The sequence below is a fragment of the Rhizobium metallidurans genome (assembly GCF_014196505.1).
In the GTDB taxonomy this organism is placed as follows: domain Bacteria; phylum Pseudomonadota; class Alphaproteobacteria; order Rhizobiales; family Rhizobiaceae; genus Rhizobium; species Rhizobium metallidurans.
On the sequence record NZ_JACIDW010000001.1, the window covers coordinates 255,441 to 272,609 of the forward strand.

Annotated in this window: 15 protein-coding genes; 6 read left to right on the plus strand and 9 right to left on the minus strand. The window is 62.7% G+C overall.

Annotated elements, in window-relative coordinates; all coding sequences use genetic code 11:
• Positions 1–2: 2 nt before the first annotated feature.
• Positions 3–380 carry a hypothetical protein gene (locus GGQ67_RS01185; protein ID WP_183898349.1) on the minus strand — a complete coding sequence of 126 codons (378 nt, stop codon included), beginning with the start codon at positions 378–380 and terminating at the stop codon, positions 3–5.
• Positions 381–723: 343 nt separating this feature from the next.
• Between GGQ67_RS01185 and GGQ67_RS01190 the strand changes: the two genes are divergently transcribed.
• Positions 724–1,191, plus strand: a complete 468-nt coding sequence (locus tag GGQ67_RS01190; protein ID WP_183898350.1) for a hypothetical protein — start codon at positions 724–726, stop codon at positions 1,189–1,191.
• A gap of 86 nt (positions 1,192–1,277) precedes the next feature.
• Here the strand turns inward: GGQ67_RS01190 and GGQ67_RS01195 are convergent, their stop codons facing one another.
• The 3 genes from GGQ67_RS01195 to GGQ67_RS01205 form a co-directional block, all read right to left on the minus strand.
• Positions 1,278–2,210 (minus strand): DUF2950 domain-containing protein, encoded by a 933-nt coding sequence (locus tag GGQ67_RS01195; RefSeq protein WP_183898351.1) that lies wholly within the window; start codon positions 2,208–2,210, stop codon positions 1,278–1,280.
• Positions 2,211–2,246: 36 nt separating this feature from the next.
• A complete protein-coding gene (locus GGQ67_RS01200) occupies positions 2,247–3,680 on the minus strand; it encodes a DUF3300 domain-containing protein (protein ID WP_183898352.1) in 1,434 nt (477 codons plus the stop codon).
• A gap of 67 nt (positions 3,681–3,747) precedes the next feature.
• Positions 3,748–4,038, minus strand: coding sequence for a hypothetical protein (locus GGQ67_RS01205; protein ID WP_183898353.1), 291 nt, complete (start codon positions 4,036–4,038; stop codon positions 3,748–3,750).
• Between the two features lie 331 nt (positions 4,039–4,369).
• Between GGQ67_RS01205 and GGQ67_RS01210 the strand changes: the two genes are divergently transcribed.
• The 5 genes from GGQ67_RS01210 to GGQ67_RS01230 all read left to right on the plus strand — a co-directional run bounded on the left by GGQ67_RS01210 (position 4,370) and on the right by GGQ67_RS01230 (position 9,670).
• The gene (locus GGQ67_RS01210; protein ID WP_183898354.1) at positions 4,370–4,711 is read left to right on the plus strand and encodes a DUF3302 domain-containing protein; all 342 of its coding nucleotides are present in this window, start codon (positions 4,370–4,372) and stop codon (positions 4,709–4,711) included.
• The gene (locus tag GGQ67_RS01215; RefSeq protein ID WP_183898355.1) at positions 4,711–5,868 is read left to right on the plus strand and encodes an HlyD family secretion protein; all 1,158 of its coding nucleotides are present in this window, start codon (positions 4,711–4,713) and stop codon (positions 5,866–5,868) included. The genes GGQ67_RS01210 and GGQ67_RS01215 overlap by 1 nt, the downstream gene beginning before the upstream one ends.
• 72 nt (positions 5,869–5,940) lie before the next feature.
• Complete coding sequence (locus tag GGQ67_RS01220) at positions 5,941–7,638, plus strand: SulP family inorganic anion transporter (RefSeq protein WP_210279517.1); 1,698 nt, start codon at positions 5,941–5,943, stop codon at positions 7,636–7,638.
• Positions 7,639–7,656: 18 nt separating this feature from the next.
• Entirely contained in the window at positions 7,657–8,505 is an 849-nt protein-coding gene (gene ppk2, locus GGQ67_RS01225) for a polyphosphate kinase 2 (RefSeq protein WP_246400059.1), read from the plus strand.
• Positions 8,506–8,545: 40 nt separating this feature from the next.
• On the plus strand, positions 8,546–9,670 hold the full coding sequence (locus GGQ67_RS01230) for an AI-2E family transporter (protein ID WP_183898357.1): 1,125 nt from the start codon (positions 8,546–8,548) through the stop codon (positions 9,668–9,670).
• 32 nt (positions 9,671–9,702) lie between these two features.
• On the opposite strand, the gene GGQ67_RS01235 is transcribed toward GGQ67_RS01230, so the two are convergent.
• The 5 genes from GGQ67_RS01235 to GGQ67_RS01255 all read right to left on the minus strand — a co-directional run bounded on the left by GGQ67_RS01235 (position 9,703) and on the right by GGQ67_RS01255 (position 17,148).
• On the minus strand, positions 9,703–9,954 hold the full coding sequence (locus GGQ67_RS01235) for a hypothetical protein (protein ID WP_183898358.1): 252 nt from the start codon (positions 9,952–9,954) through the stop codon (positions 9,703–9,705).
• Positions 9,955–10,187: 233 nt separating this feature from the next.
• Complete coding sequence (locus GGQ67_RS01240) at positions 10,188–11,126, minus strand: amino acid ABC transporter substrate-binding protein (RefSeq protein ID WP_183898359.1); 939 nt, start codon at positions 11,124–11,126, stop codon at positions 10,188–10,190.
• Between the two features lie 18 nt (positions 11,127–11,144).
• The gene (gene potE, locus GGQ67_RS01245) at positions 11,145–12,506 is read right to left on the minus strand and encodes a putrescine-ornithine antiporter (RefSeq protein ID WP_183898360.1); all 1,362 of its coding nucleotides are present in this window, start codon (positions 12,504–12,506) and stop codon (positions 11,145–11,147) included.
• 20 nt (positions 12,507–12,526) lie between these two features.
• Complete coding sequence (gene speC / locus GGQ67_RS01250) at positions 12,527–14,890, minus strand: ornithine decarboxylase (protein ID WP_183898361.1); 2,364 nt, start codon at positions 14,888–14,890, stop codon at positions 12,527–12,529.
• Positions 14,887–17,148, minus strand: coding sequence for an Orn/Lys/Arg family decarboxylase (locus GGQ67_RS01255; protein ID WP_183898362.1), 2,262 nt, complete (start codon positions 17,146–17,148; stop codon positions 14,887–14,889). Before GGQ67_RS01255 ends, speC begins: the two co-directional genes overlap by 4 nt.
• Positions 17,149–17,169 lie beyond the last annotated feature (21 nt).

Genomic DNA, 17,169 nt, shown 5'->3' on the forward strand with positions numbered 1-17,169 from the left:
TTTCATCTCCAGCCCGCGTTGGTGATCGCCTGATTGCATTCGTCGCTGACACGCGGTTGCTTCTTGATCAGGCAGGCGAGCACGAACCCGTCGCCCTTGATGCCGGAGCAACTCTTCGACATGTCGCGCTGGCAGACACGCTCATAGGCCGTCTGCGCCTGCTCGCGCTGGGTGATCGATTGGAAAACGGTGCTCAGCGAAGCCTTGCAGCTCGGCGAGACCTGCGCCGCGTTCTGCTGCAGGCAGTCGGCAATGCGTCCATTCCCAAGGTTCAGCCCCTTGCACAGCTTCTGGATGTCGGCGCCGCAATCGCTTGCGAGTTTCGTCACCGCATCCGCGTAGCTCATCGTCTGCGCGGATGTCTCCCCGGCAAGACCCATGGAGACACACGCAACGACCGTTATCAAAATCCCTCGTCTTATCTTTTTCATCCTGTCCGTCCCCGGCTGGTTAGATCGACGGGCGGGACGATCGCATGATGTCGCGCGAATGGAGCGTATATTACCGTAACGCACATTCGTTTCGTCGGCCGGCAAGCGGAGGCGGCACGCCGCTGGAAACGGGGCGGATAGATCGCCGCGGCCGGTGTTTTCGGTGTTTTCCGGGGCGATCCGGGCCAAAGCCGTAACATACCGTATCTTACAGCCACCCCCGCGTATCATACTGCCTTCGCTTCTCCATAGGCCCTATCATCCGTTGAGGATGAACTTGGAGGACGTAGAGATGACATCGACGCAGACATCCGCACCCCATTCCATGGCCAGCGCCGAAGAATTGCGCAAACGCGCCCTTGAGCTCCAGATCGCCGAGATGGAGCGCGACGAGAGGATCAAGGCGCGGGAGGCTGAAAAGCATGCCGAGTTCGTCGAGGATTTCTTTCGCAAGCATATCGACGAGAAAGAACGCGCGATGATCAAGCGCCTCGTCATGAAGGCCGCGGCGGACGGAAAATACGAGGCGATGATCTACAGCTTCCCCTCAAGCTTCTGTGACGATGGCGGCCGCGCCATCAACAACAACCTGCCGGGATGGCAGAAGACGCTTCAGGGCAAGGCGAAGGAACTTCTCGACATGTTCGAGCAACTGGCCAAACCACAAGGCTATGGTCTGAAGGCCATGATCATCAACTTCCCGGAGGGCATCCCCGGCGATGTCGGCCTGTTCCTGACCTGGGAGCCCCCGGTCAAATAGCGCCTCGTCGGGGCTTCTCGATTTCGGCTGATCGACTTCACGGGTGGCGGTTGCTTCGGACAACCGCCACCCGAACCCGTTCCGGTCTATTCGGAAACGACCGACCAGTTTTCATCGGGATTGAACGTCTTGATCGCGGCCGCCTTCTTCTCCGTCTCCGGCCCGAGATCGCGCTGGTAGATCACGCTCGTGCCGTTGGCGATGAATGTCTGGACACCCGTCACCCTGTATTTGACCGGCCACGCGATCACCGCGAACCCGGCCGTCATATGGCCGTTGACGATATAGCTCTGCTTGCCGCCCAGCACGTTATCGCCCTGCGAGGTCAATATCCGATAGCGGTACCCGAAATAGCCGTCACCACGCTTGGCCTTGCCGAAGGCGGCGGTCTCGACCAGAGGGCCGGCCGGGCTGTCTTCCTCGCCAGGGCTTGCCTGCCAGTACAGACCGTCGCGCTTGCCGGGAGCGCTGATCAGCTTCTGCGCATACTCGTATATGCCCGAGCCGGTCCGATCCTCAGAGGCATAGATGTGCTGGGCGATGACGAAATTATGGATGGTCTCGATCGTCGCGAGCTCGTTCTCGCCGATGCGTCGATTGACGATCTCCTCCAGTCCGGTGCGGGTGTCAAACGACCATTTGTCATTGGCACCCTTCGTGAGCGGAAACGGCAGCGGCCAGAGCCTGTCTCCGATGGCGACGATCTTGCGGCCATCAAGGTCCTCCAGCCTCATCAGCCGTGACGCGCCTTCGCGGATCAGCCCGTAGCTGATCATTGCCGCATTGTTTCCCCTGAGCTTGTCGGCCTTCAGGCCGAGCAGCCCCGCAAGCCCGTCCACGTCGTTCGATGCAAGCACCGCCTTCAACCGGTCGAGCGCCAGTTCCGGCGTGTCGAAGGACGGCTGCGGCGCCGTACCGATGAACTCCGATAGGGCGGTCTGCGCCACGGACGAACTTGCGAACGTCAAGGGCAGCACCACGCCAACCAGCAAACGCATCAACTTCAATCGCAATGCCATGGTTGCCTCCATTGGCTCGATAAACTTCGTCGGATCCTACCGTCTTCCGCCGCCACCACGACCGCCACCGCCGCCACGGCCGCCGCCGCCACCACCGTAAGATCGGGGTGGTGGGCGGCTGGCCCGCGGGGCGCCGCGCTGACCGCCTCCCATGCTCTGGCCGCCACGCTGCGACGCCATGGCTTCGCGGCGGCCGGATTGCGGGTTACCGAGCGCGCTCGGCTGCCGCGAGCGGTTGTCGGGTCTTGCCGCCATCTTCGGCGCCGAGGACTTTTTTTTCACATTCCCTGACGGCTTCGACGGACGATTGGCCCCGGCATTGCCGGGACGGCCGTCCGGCCGTGACGCATTCGCGGGACGGTTCGCCGCATTCGGCCGGTTCTGCGCCGCCCTGTTCGCGGCGCCCGGATTGGCGTTGGCCTTGAGGCCGTTGACGGTCCCCTTGCGGATGTCGTCGGCGCGTGCGGCCGTGTTGCGTCCCCCTGCCCCCAGATCCTGTCGGCGATCGCCGACCTGGTTCTTCAGCTGGTTACGCTTGTCGCCTTCAAGGCCGGACCTGATCGCCGATCGGTCGAGATTGGCGAGCTGGCTCTTGTCCATGCTCAGCTTGCTGCGATCGACCTTCGTCCAGTCGACGTCGTTCCACTTGACCTTGCCGTTGAAATTCCGGTCGTTGAAGCAATTGTTGCAGTCGATATCGACATCGCCGTTCCAACGGCCACCCCATACCCCCCAATCATCCCAGTTGACGATCGCCGCCCAGGCCACGCCGGTGACCGCGCCGGCAAAGAACGCGGCGCCCGGATAATAATAATTGTCGTAAGCGCTTGGATAATAGGAGATCGGCTCGACCGCGTAACCCGGCTCATAAAGCATCTGCGGCTCATACTGCGGGATGTAGACCTTCTGCGGATCGGTCGGGCGGATCACCACATTGTTGTTCTCGGTAACGACGGTCACCTTGTCGTCCGTCTTGATGATGTTCTTCGCCACCGCCTCGTCGCGCAGCTGCTGGATGGCAACGAGCACATCCTTCTGCTGGTTGGTAAGCGCATCGCCGAGCGACTGCGTCCAGTCGAGATCGTCGCTCATCATCTTCACTATGTCGGGGTAGTTGAGCAGCGAGATCACGCTGCCGTCCCAATCGTCCTTGGGTTTGAGATCGGCGTTCTTCTTCTTCGCTTCAAGAAAGCGTTGCGCCTCGATGATCTGCAGCGGAAAAAGCGACGCGGCCGAAATCGCGGCGACCAGCTCGTCGGGATAGAGCGCGATGCGGGCGACCAGGATTTCCAGCTCGTCCTCGGACAGAAGATCCGGCGCGGTCGCGGCAGCCGCCGGTGCCGTTGGGGCCGGCGCGGCAGCGGGAGCCGCCGTTTGCGCGAACACGAACGGCGCAGGCTGCATGACAAGAGCCAGCACCGCCAGTCCGGTGGTCAGGCTGTTGGCTAGTTTGAACGATCTTGCTTTCATGACGCATCGACCTTTCCGTGCAAATGGCGATGAATGCTGCTACGCGACACGATCCGTGTCCGAGCGCTCAGGAGCGCTTGAGTGATACGACGTTCGATTGGGACAGCGCCTCGCCGATCTCGCTGAGAAGCGCTTTCTCCAGTTCCTTGTATTCCTGCCTGCGCACCTCCCGCTCGGCGCGTGGCAGATCATCGAGATGCGTCAGCGTCTCCAGGATCACCGCGAGGTCGTCGCACATGCTGCGAAACGCGTCGCTGACCTGATACAGATGCCGGACCCTGCTGGCCTGATCGGGGAAATGGACCTCGGCGACGGCGAGAGCGGACAGTCGCGGCGTATTGCTTTCTCTCCAGCTCATCGCACCCCCCACCGCCGATCTCCCCCCGGAAGACGAGCCGATTATAGGGCGGTTCGGATGGTCGCAGACGTAAGATACGCGAAGATACGCGGCGCCTCCGATCCAGGTGAATGGCGATCCATGGCGGCTGCACCGGGCATGGCGGCGGCGCCTCCCGGCTTGAGACCGTCGATCGGCGACGCGTCTTCATGGCGCGAGCAGCCGATCGACAGGCGCTGATCCGATAGATGTTACGTGATGCTACGGGCGTCGCCGTCGGCGCAGGTCTATTGTTTTTGCGTATTCATCACACCCGCAAGGTTCGACCATTCGCTGTCGAAAGGCAAAGACCGTGTTCCTCGACTATTTCGCACTGGGCGTTCTGTTTTTCGTCGTGATCACACTGTTCTACGCGGTGATCGCGATCCACGACATCCCGCACCTGATCGCAAAGGCCAGAAACCATCCGCATCAGGATGCGATCCACATCGCGGGATGGGTGAGCCTGTTCACCCTCCACGTCATCTGGCCGTTCCTGTTCATCTGGGCGACGATCTACCGCGAGGATCGCGGCTGGGGCATGCGCACGGACGGCAAGCTGTCGCCGGCGCAGGAAGCCAACGCTGAAATCGCGCGACTGCATGCGCGCATCGCCGAACTTGAAGGCCAAGCGCCGGAGAAGGAGAACGCCTGATGGACCTGCTTCTCATATTGATCTACGCGGCGATCTGCTACGCCATCTTCAAGATATTCCGCATTCCGGTGAACCAGTGGACGCTGGGAACAGCGGTTCTCGGCGGGATATTCCTGATCGCGACCCTGTTGCTGCTGATGAGCTACAACCACCCCTATACGAGCGAAGCGCGCGTCTATTTCACGTCGGCCCCGGTCATTCCGGTTGTCGGCGGGCAGGTCGTCGAGGTCCCGGTGATCCCGAACGCGCCGCTCAAGAAGGGTGACGTTCTCTTCCGCATCGACCCTCGACCCTACCAGTTCACGGTCGACCAGAAAAAGGCGGCGCTTGCCGAAGCCGAGCAGACGGTGCTGCAATTGAAGGCGGCACTCGATGCGGCGAACGCCGCCGTCACCGGCGCCGAAGCCTCGCGCGATCGCTCGTTGCAGGCATTCGAGAAGTTTCAGCAATCGAATGAGAACTCCAAGTCGAGCGGCAGGGGAGCCGTCTATTCCGAACTCGAAGTCGAAAACCGGCGCGGTCTCTACCTGACCTCGGAAGCAGCGGTCGACACGGCGCGCGCGCAGGCCACGCAGGCAAAGCTCGCCTATGAATCGGAGATCAACGGCACGAACCCAACCGTCGCACGCCTCCAGGCCGAACTCAGGAATGCCGAATACGATCTCGAGCAGACGGTCGTGCGCGCGCCGAGCGCCGGCTACGTCACGCAGGTCTTCCTTCGCCCGGGCATGATGGCAAATCCATTGCCACTGCGGCCGGTGATGGTCTTCATCAACAGCGACGACCAGATGCTCGGCGCGGCCTTCATTCAGAACTCGCTGCAACGCGTACGCGTTGGCGATGAAGCCGAGGTGTCGTTCAAGGCCGTCCCTGGCAAGATCTTCAAGGCCAAGGTGCAAGGCATTATCGACGTGATGGCACAGGGCCAGCTGCAGCCGAGCGGAGCGTTGATCGACCCGCAATCGCCGGAGCGCCTGTCACCGGGGCAGACGCTGGCACAGATCCAGTTGCTGGAAAGCACCGAGGGCTATCAACTCCCCGGCGGTGTGGTCGCCGAGGTAGCGGTCTATTCGAAATACTGGCGCCAGGTCGCCATTCTCCGGAAAGTGCTTCTGCGCATGAACAGCTGGATGAACTACGTGTTCCTCGAGCACTGACCGCCCGCAAGGGAGGAGATGTCGGGAGAACGCGGAGAGCAAGAGGAGCGAACGGTGATAGGCAGCATTCCGATGTTGCGCGGCTTGGCCGGTTTCAATCGAGACTGGCTGCGCCGGGACATTCCAGCCGGGCTATCGATCGCGGCGGTCGGCCTGCCGAGCGCGATCGCCTATCCTGCCATTGCCGGCCTGCCGCCGGAGACGGGCATCTACGCCAGCATCGTCGCGCCGATCGCCTACGCGATTTTCGGACCCTCGCGACTACTCGTCGTCGGCCCGGATGCCGCCACCATGACCGTGCTTGCCGCGGCGATGGGAACGATCGTCGCCGCCTACCCTGCCGGTACGCCGGTCGATCGGGTCGGCATCGCGGCGGCGCTCGCGCTTGGTGTCGGCTTATGCTGCATCGCCGCCAAGCTGCTACGCCTCGGCGTTCTCGCAAGCTTCCTGTCGCGCCCCATCCTCGTCGGCTTTTTCGCCGGCGTGTCGCTGTCGATCCTCGTCGGCCAGATCGGCCGCTTTACCGGCGTGAAAATCGAATCCGACGGGCTCGTGCCGCCACTGGTCGAAATCGCCGGCAAAAGCGGCCTGATCCACTGGCCCTCGCTCCTTCTCGGCTTGTTGATGTTCGCGCTGCTTTGGCTGGTCCGGGCCTTCCAGCTCAAGATTCCAGGGCCGGTCCTGGTCGTCGTCCTCTCGGTGGTGCTCTCGGCCGTCTTCGATTTCCAAGGGCGCGGCATTGCCGTCGTCGGGGACATCCCGAGCGGCCTGCCGAACTTCTCGCTGCCCCCGCTCCATCAGATGCCGCTCGACAAGATCATCCTCGGCTCCGCCGCGATCTTTCTGGTAAGCTTCGGCGCGGGCATCGTAGCGGCCCGCAGCTTCGGCTCGCGCACCGGCGAAGAGGTCGATGCGAACCAGGAACTGATCGGCCTCGGCGCGGCGAACATCGCGCCCGGCCTTTTCGGCTCGTTCCCGATCAGCGTCTCGGATTCCCGCACGGCAATCAACCTGTCGACCGGCGGCGTCTCGCAGGCTGCGGGCTTGGTGTCGGCCGCAACGCTGATCGCGGCCCTCGTCTTCCTCCACAGCGCGCTCCGCATCCTTCCCATCCCGGCGCTGGCCGCAATCCTCGCCATGGCGGCAATCAGCCTCATCGACGTTCACGAACTGAGCAAGATCTGGCGCATCAGCCGCATGGAATTCATCTTCGCGCTGATCGCCATGTGGGGCGCCATCAGTTTCGGCGTGCTCAATGGCGTCATTGTCGCGGTCGCCGCGACACTGGTTTATCTGCTTCGCCAGACGATGTTTCCCCGCGATGGCCTGCTCGGCCGGATCGAAGGCCGGCACGGCTTCTTCGACCTTGCCCGCTACCCCGAGGCACGCCCGATCGATGGCGCGGCCGTCTTCGCGGTGCAGGGCAGCATCCTCTTCTACAACGCCGACTACATCAGAAACCGCCTGACCTCGGTGGCGCGAAACCTTGCCCCAGAGACCCGATGCCTGGTGCTCGATGCCAGCGCGATCACCCATATCGACAGCACCGGCGCCACGGCGCTCGAGGCCGTGGCCGACATCCTTGCCAGGCGCAACATCACCTTCTCGATCGCCGATCTCAGCGAGGAGAGCCGCGGCATTCTGAGCCGCGCCGGCGTGATCACGACGATCGGCCCGGAAAACATCTTCAACGGCAGGGAAGAAGCGTTGCGGGCGCTGATCGGAAACTACGACCGGGCAGGCACGGCGTCGGCAGGCCGTACGGTTTAAAAGCACGGAGGGAGAACCATGGACGAGATACTGGAAACCAAGGGTCACGACCCGGAGCCATCAGCAAAATCCAACGGCAAGGACAAGAAGAAAAAGAAGTCGTGGGATTACGACAAGCAGATCGCCCGCCTGCAGGTGGAACTGGCGCATCTCCAGGCGTGGGTCAAGAAATCGGGCGCGAGGGTGGTTATCGTCTTCGAAGGTCGGGACGCCGCCGGCAAGGGCGGCATGATCAAGCGGATCACCGAGAAGGTGAGCCCGCGGGTCTTCCGCGTGATCGCGCTGCCCGCGCCGACCGAGCGCGAGAAATCGCAGATCTACATGCAGCGCTACATCAACCACCTGCCGGCGGCCGGCGAAGTCGTGATCTTCGACCGCAGCTGGTACAACCGCGCCGGCGTCGACCGAGTCATGGGGTTCAGCAGCGAGAAGAAGGTGCAGCGGTTCCTCGAGCTCGCGCCGCGTTTCGAGGCGGCAATCGTCGAAAGCGGCGTGACGCTGCTCAAATACTTCCTGACTGTCAGCGAGGAGGAGCAGGAGCGTCGCTTCCGGCGCCGCATCGACGATCCGGTCAGGCAGTGGAAGCTCAGCCCGATGGACGTCGAGTCCTATCAGCGCTGGTGGGATTATACCCGCGCCTATGACGAGATGCTCAGGATGACCGACAGCAATCACGCCCCATGGTGGATCGTTCCCTCGGACGACAAGAAGCGTGCCCGGATCAACTGCATCTCGCACATCCTGCAATCCATCCCCTACGAGCGCATCAAATTCGAGGAGCCAGACCTTGGAAAGCGCCAGAAGCGGCCGTCGGACTTCGTCGAGGACGGCAGCGTCCGCCACGTCGTGCCCGACATTACGCAGTGATGTCGGGTTCGCACTGGAACGCGTTGCGCGGGATATGACGATGGACCAGACGAACGACGTGGGCATTGGAGCGAAAGACGCCGGACAGATCTCGATCGAGGCGAGGGTTAGCGACCTCGTGCGACTTGGGATCATCGGGCTGTTCGCCTATTGGACGATGCTTCTCATCGCGCCGTTCGCGCTGATCGTCGTCTGGTCGGCCATCCTTGCCGTCGCGCTGTACCCGATGTTCAACGCGCTGTCGCGGCTGATCGGAAACCGACCGGTGATTGCCGCGACAGCCATCGTCCTCGCCTGCCTTGTCCTCATCATCGCGCCGCTGGCGCTTGTTGCCGTCAATTTCGCAGGGGCGGTGGAAGGGCTGGTTGGCAAACTCCAGACGCAGAGCTTCGCACTACCGGTCGCGCCTGAAAGCATTCGCGCATGGCCTGTTATCGGCGAACGCGCCTACGCCGCATGGAACAAGGTGGCCGGCGATCTGGCTTCCAACATCATAGAGTTTCAAAAGCCGATCCTCAACGTGATGGGCATCGTGGTGGCGAAGCTGGCTTCGATCAGCGGCGGCGTTTTGAGCTTCGTCGTCTCCGTCATCCTCTCCGGCTTCTTCCTCACCCAGTCGACGCGCCTTGCCGAGGCGATCCGGGTTCTCGCGAGCCGCGTCGCCGGCGAGCGGGGCGTCGGCTTCGCGAAGCTGGCGGGAACGACAGTCAGGAATGTCTCGCGCGGGGTGATCGGCGTTGCTTTCCTGCAGACGCTGATGTGCGGCCTGTGTTTCGCCTTCTTCGACCTGCCGGCGCGCGGAGCGCTGACCTTCATCATCTTCATCCTCTGCGTGATGCAGCTCGGTCCCGGGCTCGTCCTCGTGCCCGCGGTCATCTGGGGTTGGTTCTCATGGCCGACCTCGGTCGCCTTCGCGCTTACCGTCGTGGCGGTGCCGATCATGCTGGTCGACAATGTCCTGAAGCCGATCCTGATGGCGAAAGGTCTCTCGACGCCGATGCTGGTGATCCTGATCGGGGTGATCGGCGGAACATTATCCTATGGGCTGCTCGGCCTGTTTCTCGGGCCGATCGTGCTCAGCGTGTTCTACGAACTGCTGCGCGCCTGGGCGTGGCCCCCGCGCGAGAACACCGAAGCAACGCCGCTTGCGCAAGCCCCCGGCTAATTGGACTATCAAAGCAGGAATGCCTAACGCCATCAGCCGCGAGATCGCAACCCGCCAGAGCAATAGAGGATCACCTCCTGCTCTATCTCATGGCACAACTGCGCATATTCGGCGATCAGGCTTTCCTGTAGCGGTGTTTCACTGCGAAACCGGTCCAATGCGTCGGCGGCCAAGGCGTAGGACTCGAACATGTCACCGAGCGCTTCCGTCGGTACGCCCGACAGGACATGCCGAATATCCGGCAGTCTGAGCATCAGCCTCCTCCGTCCGCGCTCCCGATTCATGGATTATCTCCGCATTCACATCACTCCTTGTACGAATTCGCTCGAGGGTCGGATTGTTCCGCGATGCAGCAAATATGATGCTTATCAACGGAAAAAGCGTGACGACGCGGGCTCCGATCGGTGCCCGACTAAGCATTTCGAGAAAGAAGTGCGGCGGTTTGCAAAATGCTGGCGTCTGCCACGCACGGCCGTGCACGCCGGCGAGCAGGGCTGCCGGCGCCGTAACCGTGTGCTTATTCAGGCAACGCGGTCTGCCGGAAGAAGGTGACGATCGCCTCGTCGGGCACGCCGAACCATGTCGTGAAAAGCCCCGCGAAATCGGCCGAGGCATAAGTCTGGCTGAGAGCGCGATCAACGGCGAGCCGGAAGTCTTCGTCACCACGCGCCAGTTCGAGCCCCAGCGGCTCGTAGGTGAAATGTCGCCTGAGCACCACGAGGTTATCCGCATTGTCGCTACGAGCGACCGCGTCCATGAGAAGCGGCATGTCGCCGAACAGCGCGGCCGAGCTGCCGTCGACAACGCGCTCGATACCGATCGTGTAGCTCTCGACGGGCACCGACGTGGCCGCCAGCTGGAAGGTCTTGATCCGTTCAGCCAGCCAGCCCTCGCTGGTCGTTCCCGCAATCGACGAGAAGGTCTTGTGCTCGAGCACGGTTCGGGCCGGAGAACCGCGCCAGATCGGCCGGCTGCTGGGCTGCCCGTAGGCCAGCACTTCCGTCAAAGCCAATGGCGCGCTCTTGCTCAGGACCACGCCGGTGCCACTCGGAAAGATCGGCAGCGAGAAGGACACCTCGGCGCGACGTGCAAGCGTGATCGGCGCGGCACCGCAGACAAGATCCACCGTACCATCCTTTACAGCCGGCTCCCGGCCCTTATCCGTCAGCGGCACCCACTCGACATTCAACTGCGGCTGATTCAGCGCCGTCTTCAGGCTGTCGGCGATCTTGCCGCAAAGCGCGACCGCATAGCCGCCCGGCTCGGCCTGTTCGGTCTTGAACGAGAATGGCCGGGCATCCGGCTCATAGCCCAGCTTCAGCGCACCGCTTGTCTTGATGCGATCGAGCGTCTGCGCCTCGGCAGGCGACAGCACCGTGGAGGCGGTCGCGCCGGCGAGGATCGACGCGGCCAGCAATGTCTTCAAATGCTTGTTCCCTTGTTTTTTCCCTGGCATGTCACATCCTCCCCGGAACTATTCTGCGGCCGCGGCACGGTTCAGGCCGCTGGCAAAGCGCGGCGCGATCCGGCCGTAGATGATGAAACTGATGCCCGTGACCAGCATGCCGCCAAGCACCGCGTCCTTGCCTGAGGCATAGATCGCGAAGACGCTGTAGAGCATGCCGAGCGTGGCGATGATGGAGTTCAGCCGGTACTTGCCCGGGGGCACGCCCGCCTTCTTCATCATCACGAAGAGAGCCGAAAGCGCCACGATGTAAGGCAGCACGTTGGTCACCACGGCGAGGTTCACGAGGGCCGAGAACTGCTCGTTGAGCGTCGGCGATATGGTCATCAGGGCGAGGCCGGTCTGCACGATGCCGAGAATGATCATGCCCTGCACCGGCGCGCCCATCTGGTTCACGCGCGAGAAGATCGCCGGGAACATACGCTCCTGGGCCGCCGTGCGCGCCGTCTGCGCGATGGTGAACTGCCAGCCGAGCAGCGACCCGACGCAGGCAAGCACCGCGAGCGCCATGATGATCGAGCCGATGGTCGGATTGAACATGGTCGCATAGGCAAGCGCGAAGGGACCGGTCGACGCCGCGAGATCGGCATTCGGCACGATGCCCTGGATCACAGTCGTCGACAGGATGTAGATGACGGCGGCGCCGAGCGTGCCGAACATGCAGGCAAGCGGCACGTCACGCTTTGGATTTTCGACGGCATCTGAGTTCTGCGCCGCGGACTCCATGCCGAGGAACGCCCAGAGCGTCAGCGAGATGCTCGATCCCATGCCCTGCGCCAGCGTCAGCCCCTTCGGGTTCCAGGCAGCGCCGAACGTGCTCGAGCTGAACCAGAACCAGCCGATGATCGAGAGCAACCCGACCGGGATGATGACGCCCCATACGGTGATCGACCCGATCCGCCCGGTGATGCGTGGGCCGCCGAAATTGGCGGCCGTGGTCAGCCACAGGAGGGCGATCAGCGCGACGCAGGTCATGACCGGTGTGGAGGTCAACACCGGGAAGAAGCCGGCGAGATACCCCACCGCCGAGATGCCGATCGCGACGTTACCGATCGCCAATGACAGGAAATACAGGAAGAAGACGAGGAAATAGCCGTCCTTGCCGTAGGCATCCTCGGCATAGGCCGACATGCCGCCGGGCCGCTGGTTGAACAGCCCGGCCTGCGCGAAACCGTAAGCGATCGCCATCGAGCCGAGCGCGGTGACGATCCAGGAGAGCAGCGAGATGGCGCCGACCTGAGCCATGTTCGCCGGCAGCATGATGATCCCCGACCCCATCATGTTGACGGCAACGATGAAGGTCAGCTGCATCAGGTTCATCTTTTTCTTGGCCGTGGTATCGGCCGCAGCATGCATTGTGTGATCGGTCATGATGACACTCTCCCCTCGCCCTACTCGCGCACGACATATGTGTGGAACTTGATGCGCCCATCGATCCGTTCCTGGAACACGCCCTGGACCTCGTAGTTGAAGCCCGGGAAACGGTTGAAGGACTCCTCGAAGGCCAGGAAATAATCGCGCATCGGCCGCGCCCTGTTGTCCCAGCGCTCCCCGGGCACGATCACGCCGATGCCGGGCGGATAGATCAGCGCCAGCGTCGCCGAGATGCGCCCGGCTGCTTCCGACAGCGGCACGTAGTCGACATTGTTGGCGACCAGCGCCTCGTAGGCCTGTTTCGACGAGATCGCCGGCTCCGGAAAGCTCTCGGAGCGGAAGCACAGGCGCTGCAGTTCCTTGACGCCGGCCGAGCGATAGAAGCTGTGCATCTCCTTGCAGACCTGCCGCACCGTGTAGCCCTGATAGCGCTCGCGATTGGCGGCGAAGACCGTCGGCAGCACATCCTGCAGCGGCGCGTCGCGATCCCACAGGTTCTTGAACTTCACCAGCTTGGCGACCAGCGTGTTGAGCTTGCTCTCGTCTTCGGCCGGCGTCAGCAGGAAGAGCAGGCTGTTGAGATCACACTTCTCAGGCACGACACGCTGCTCGCGCAGATAATTGGCAACGACGGTCGCCGGGATGCCGAAATCGCGATACTCCCCCGTCTTCCGGTCGATACCCGGCGTCAGCAGTGTCAGCTTGTTGGGATCGACCATCGTGTAACCGGGCGCATAGCCGGCATAGCCGTGCCACGTCGCCTCGGGGTCGAACCGCCAGCACTGCTGCTCGCGCTTCAAGACATCGGTCGGCACGTCTTCCCATTTGATGCAAGCGAGATCGCCGGTATGTTTGGACCCCGTGACGGAAATCTTGTCCGGCACGAAGGGATCGAAGAACCATTGTTCCTCGGCGCTTGTCGCCTTGCTCTCATAGTGCTGGACGAAGCCGCGCAGCTTCTTGCGCACTTCGATCCCGAGGCCGATGCAGCGGTCCCAGAGCATCTCTCCGGCCTTGCCCTCATGCACCTTCGCATTGACGTCGAGCGAGGCAAACAGCGGGTAGAAGGGCGATGTCGAGACGTGCATCAGCAGCGATTCATTGAAGCGCTTGTGCTCGATGAAGCGGCGCTGGTCGCTGATATGTTCGTCGCGCTTGTGGATCTGCGACGCCTGCGAGAATCCCGCCCCCTGCTTGTGCACCGACTGCGTCGAAAACAGGCCGGGCATGTCGGGCTTGAGGTCCTTGAGCCGCATCGGGCTATGGCCCTCGAACAGCGGATGGAATGCGTTATAGCCTATCCAGGCCTCGTCCCAGAGGACGTAGTCGCAGAGGTGGCCGATCTTCTCCATCACCTGGCGGACATTGTAGATCGTGCCGTCATAGGTAGCGAGCTGGATGCAGGCGAGCCGGAAGGGCCGCTCGGCATTGGCCCGGCTCTTGTCTGCCAGAAGCGGATGGGCCGCGATCTGCTGGCGCAGCCAGCCCTCGTCCCACGCCGCCCAATCGACGGCGCCGATCATACCGAAGGAATTGCGCGCCGTCGGCAGATAGATCGGGATAGCACCCGCCTGCACCAACGCGCCCTGGTGCAGCGACTTATGATTGTTGCGATCGAAGAGCACGAGATCGCCGGGGCGCAGCACCGCGTTGGTCACCACCTTGTTCGAGGTGCTCGTCCCGTTCAGGATGAAATAGGTGCGATCCGCCCCGAAAATCCGCGCCGCCTGCTTCTGCGCCTCGACGGCGGGGCCTTCGTGGATCAGGAGATCGCCGAGATCGACATCGGCGTTGCACAGATCGTTGCGGAAGATGCTCTCGCCGAAATACTTGAAGAACAGCTGGCCGGCCGGAGACTTTCGATAGAACTGCCCGCCCTGGTGGCCGGGGCAATCGAAGGCGATATTGGCCTCTCCGTCATAGGCCATCATGCCCCCGAAGAACGGCGGCAGCAGCGACTTGCCGTAGTTGATCAGGCTGGAGATGATCTGCTTGGCGTAGAAGGCCGGCGTCTGCTGGCCGAGATAGACGAAGCCATCAACCTCGCCCGCCATCTCGACGACATCCATGTCGGCAATGCTGAGCGTATCCGCCATCGCCCAGACCGGCGTGCGGAAACCCGCCTCGCGCAGCGAGCGGAGAAAGCCGCGCGCATAGGGCAGCAGCCCACCTTCCACGGAGCCGATATAGGCGCCCACCGACGCGTCTTCCGAAACGTCGGCCGTGTAGTCATCGCGGAGCTCGACCTCGAAGTTGTCTGCCGCCAGCTGCGCCAGCAGTTCCTGCACTTGGCGATTGTCGCGATCGACGACCGCGACGATCTTCAGCATCTTGTTGAACGGTATCGCAACCGTCGGGGATTTCACGTCGCGCGGGATCATTGGACCGCTCCATCCGCCACGCAATCGACCAGATAGCGTCGCCCGTTGCTCCCTGCCTCGAAGCGCAGGCCGTGAATATCGGTCTCGAAGCCTGGGAATTTGCGGTCGAAATCGCGCGCGTAAAGCAGGTAATCCTGAATGGATTTCGTCGTTTCGGTGATCCGCTCGCCGGGCATGATCAACGGAATACCCGGCGGATAAGGAACGATCATCACCGCCAGGATGCGGTTCATCAGATTGTCGATCTCGACACTCTCGATCCGCCCCTTGACGAGATGGTCGTAGGCATCGGCCGGCCGCAGCGCCATCTCGGGCAGCACCGTATACATCTCGCGCTGCGCCTTCGGCACATCGTCCTTGCGGTAGATGGCGTGGATCTGCTCGCAAAGATCGCGCAGGCCCATATTGCCGTAAGCCTCCGGATGAGCGGCGGCCAGCGCCGGCAGCGCGCGCGTCAATGGCGCGTTGCTGTCGTAGAGATCCTTGAAGTTGATGAGCTCGGTAACGAGCGTGCTCCACTTGCCACGCGTGATCCCCATCGAGAACAGCACGAGGAAGGAATAGAGCCCGGTCTTCTCGATCTCGATCCGACGCGAGGAGAGGAACTTGGTGATGACGGCCGCCGGTATCCCGTGCTCCTGCATCGTCCCATCCGCCGAAAGCCCGGGCGACAGGATGGTGACCTTGATCGGATCGACCATCACATGGTTTTCGGCAAGCCCCGTAAAGCCATGCCACGCGTCGCCGGGCTTCAGCACCCACTCCGCATGCGTGTCGCTCGGCGTCTCCTCGGCGATCGTGGGCTCCCATACGTCGAACCACCAGCTCTGCCCCATCTGCCCGCGTACCGCGTTCATCGCCCGGCGGAAGCTGATGGCCTCGTCGATCGTCTCCTGCACCAGCGCGCGGCCGGCCGGCTGCTCCATCATCGCGGCGGCGACATCGCACGACGCGATGATGCCGTATTGCGGCGAGGTCGAGGTGTGCATCATGAAGGCTTCGTTGAAGCGCGTGACATCGAGCTTCTTGTTTTCGGCGTGCTGGATGTGGATCATCGACGCCTGCGAGAAGGCCGCGAGAAGCTTGTGCGTCGAATGGGTGGCGAAGGTGATGGCATTTTGCGAGCGCGCCGGCTGCGTCGACGAGATGCCATGGAAGCCGTCGTAGAACTCGTGGAAGTTGGCATAGGCATACCAGGCCTCGTCGAAGTGCAGCACCTCGACGGAATCCTTGAGCGACGCCTTGATGGCGTCGACATTGTAGCAAAGGCCGTCATAGGTCGAGTTGGTGATCACCATCAGCCGCACCTTGCCGCTGGTCTCGCCGGCAAACGGGCTGGCCCCGATCTTCTGTGCGATCGCCTCGGGCGTGAACTGATCCTTGGAAATCGGCCCGATGATGCCGAGCCCGTTGCGCGACGGAATGAGATAGATCGGCGTCGCGCCGGTCATGATCAGCGAATGCAGGATCGACTTGTGGCAGTTGCGGTCGCAGAGCACGAGATCGCCGCGCCCGACCATGCCGTGCCAGATGATCTTGTTGGCGGTCGATGTGCCGCCGACGACGAACAGGGTCTCATCCGTGCCGAAGATGCGCGCCGCGTTGCGCTCCCCCTCCGCGATGGGCCCGACGTGATCCAAAAGCGAGCCTACGCTGCCGACCGACACCGAGATATCCGACCGCAGCGTGTTCTCGCCGAAAAAGGTGTAGAAGAGCTGCCCGACCGGGCTTTTGCGGAAGGCGACGCCGCCGCCGTGGCCCGGCGTATGCCAGGAATACGCTCCCTCCAGCGTGTAATCCATCAGCGCCTTGAACATCGGCGGCGGCAGCCGGTCGAGATAGTTGCGCGCCGCCTGCACGATGGCACGCGCCATGAACTCGGCGGAATCCTCGAAAAGCCGCAGGAAGGCGTTGGCGTGGCGCAACACGCTGGCCGGCACGTCCTCGGCCGTGGTGTCGTCGCCGAACAGGAAGATCGGCAGCCGGTCGTTCTTGCGGCGCTTGGCGCTCAGGACCTCCTCCAGCACCTGCCAGCGCGACGCCTTGTCCTCCGTGCCGTCGACGGAAACCAGCCAGGCCGACTCGGTGTTGAAGATATGCACCAGACGCCGCGCATCCTCATAAGTCACGCCGGAGACGACACGAAACCCCTCCGCCTCGATGGCGGCCGCCAAAGCGCGCATCCCGCGGCCGGCGGCACTCTTGCCGTCGAAATCCTCGTCGATGACGGCGATCGGAAATGACTTGTGGAATTCCATGCGCCCCTCCAGAACCCAAGT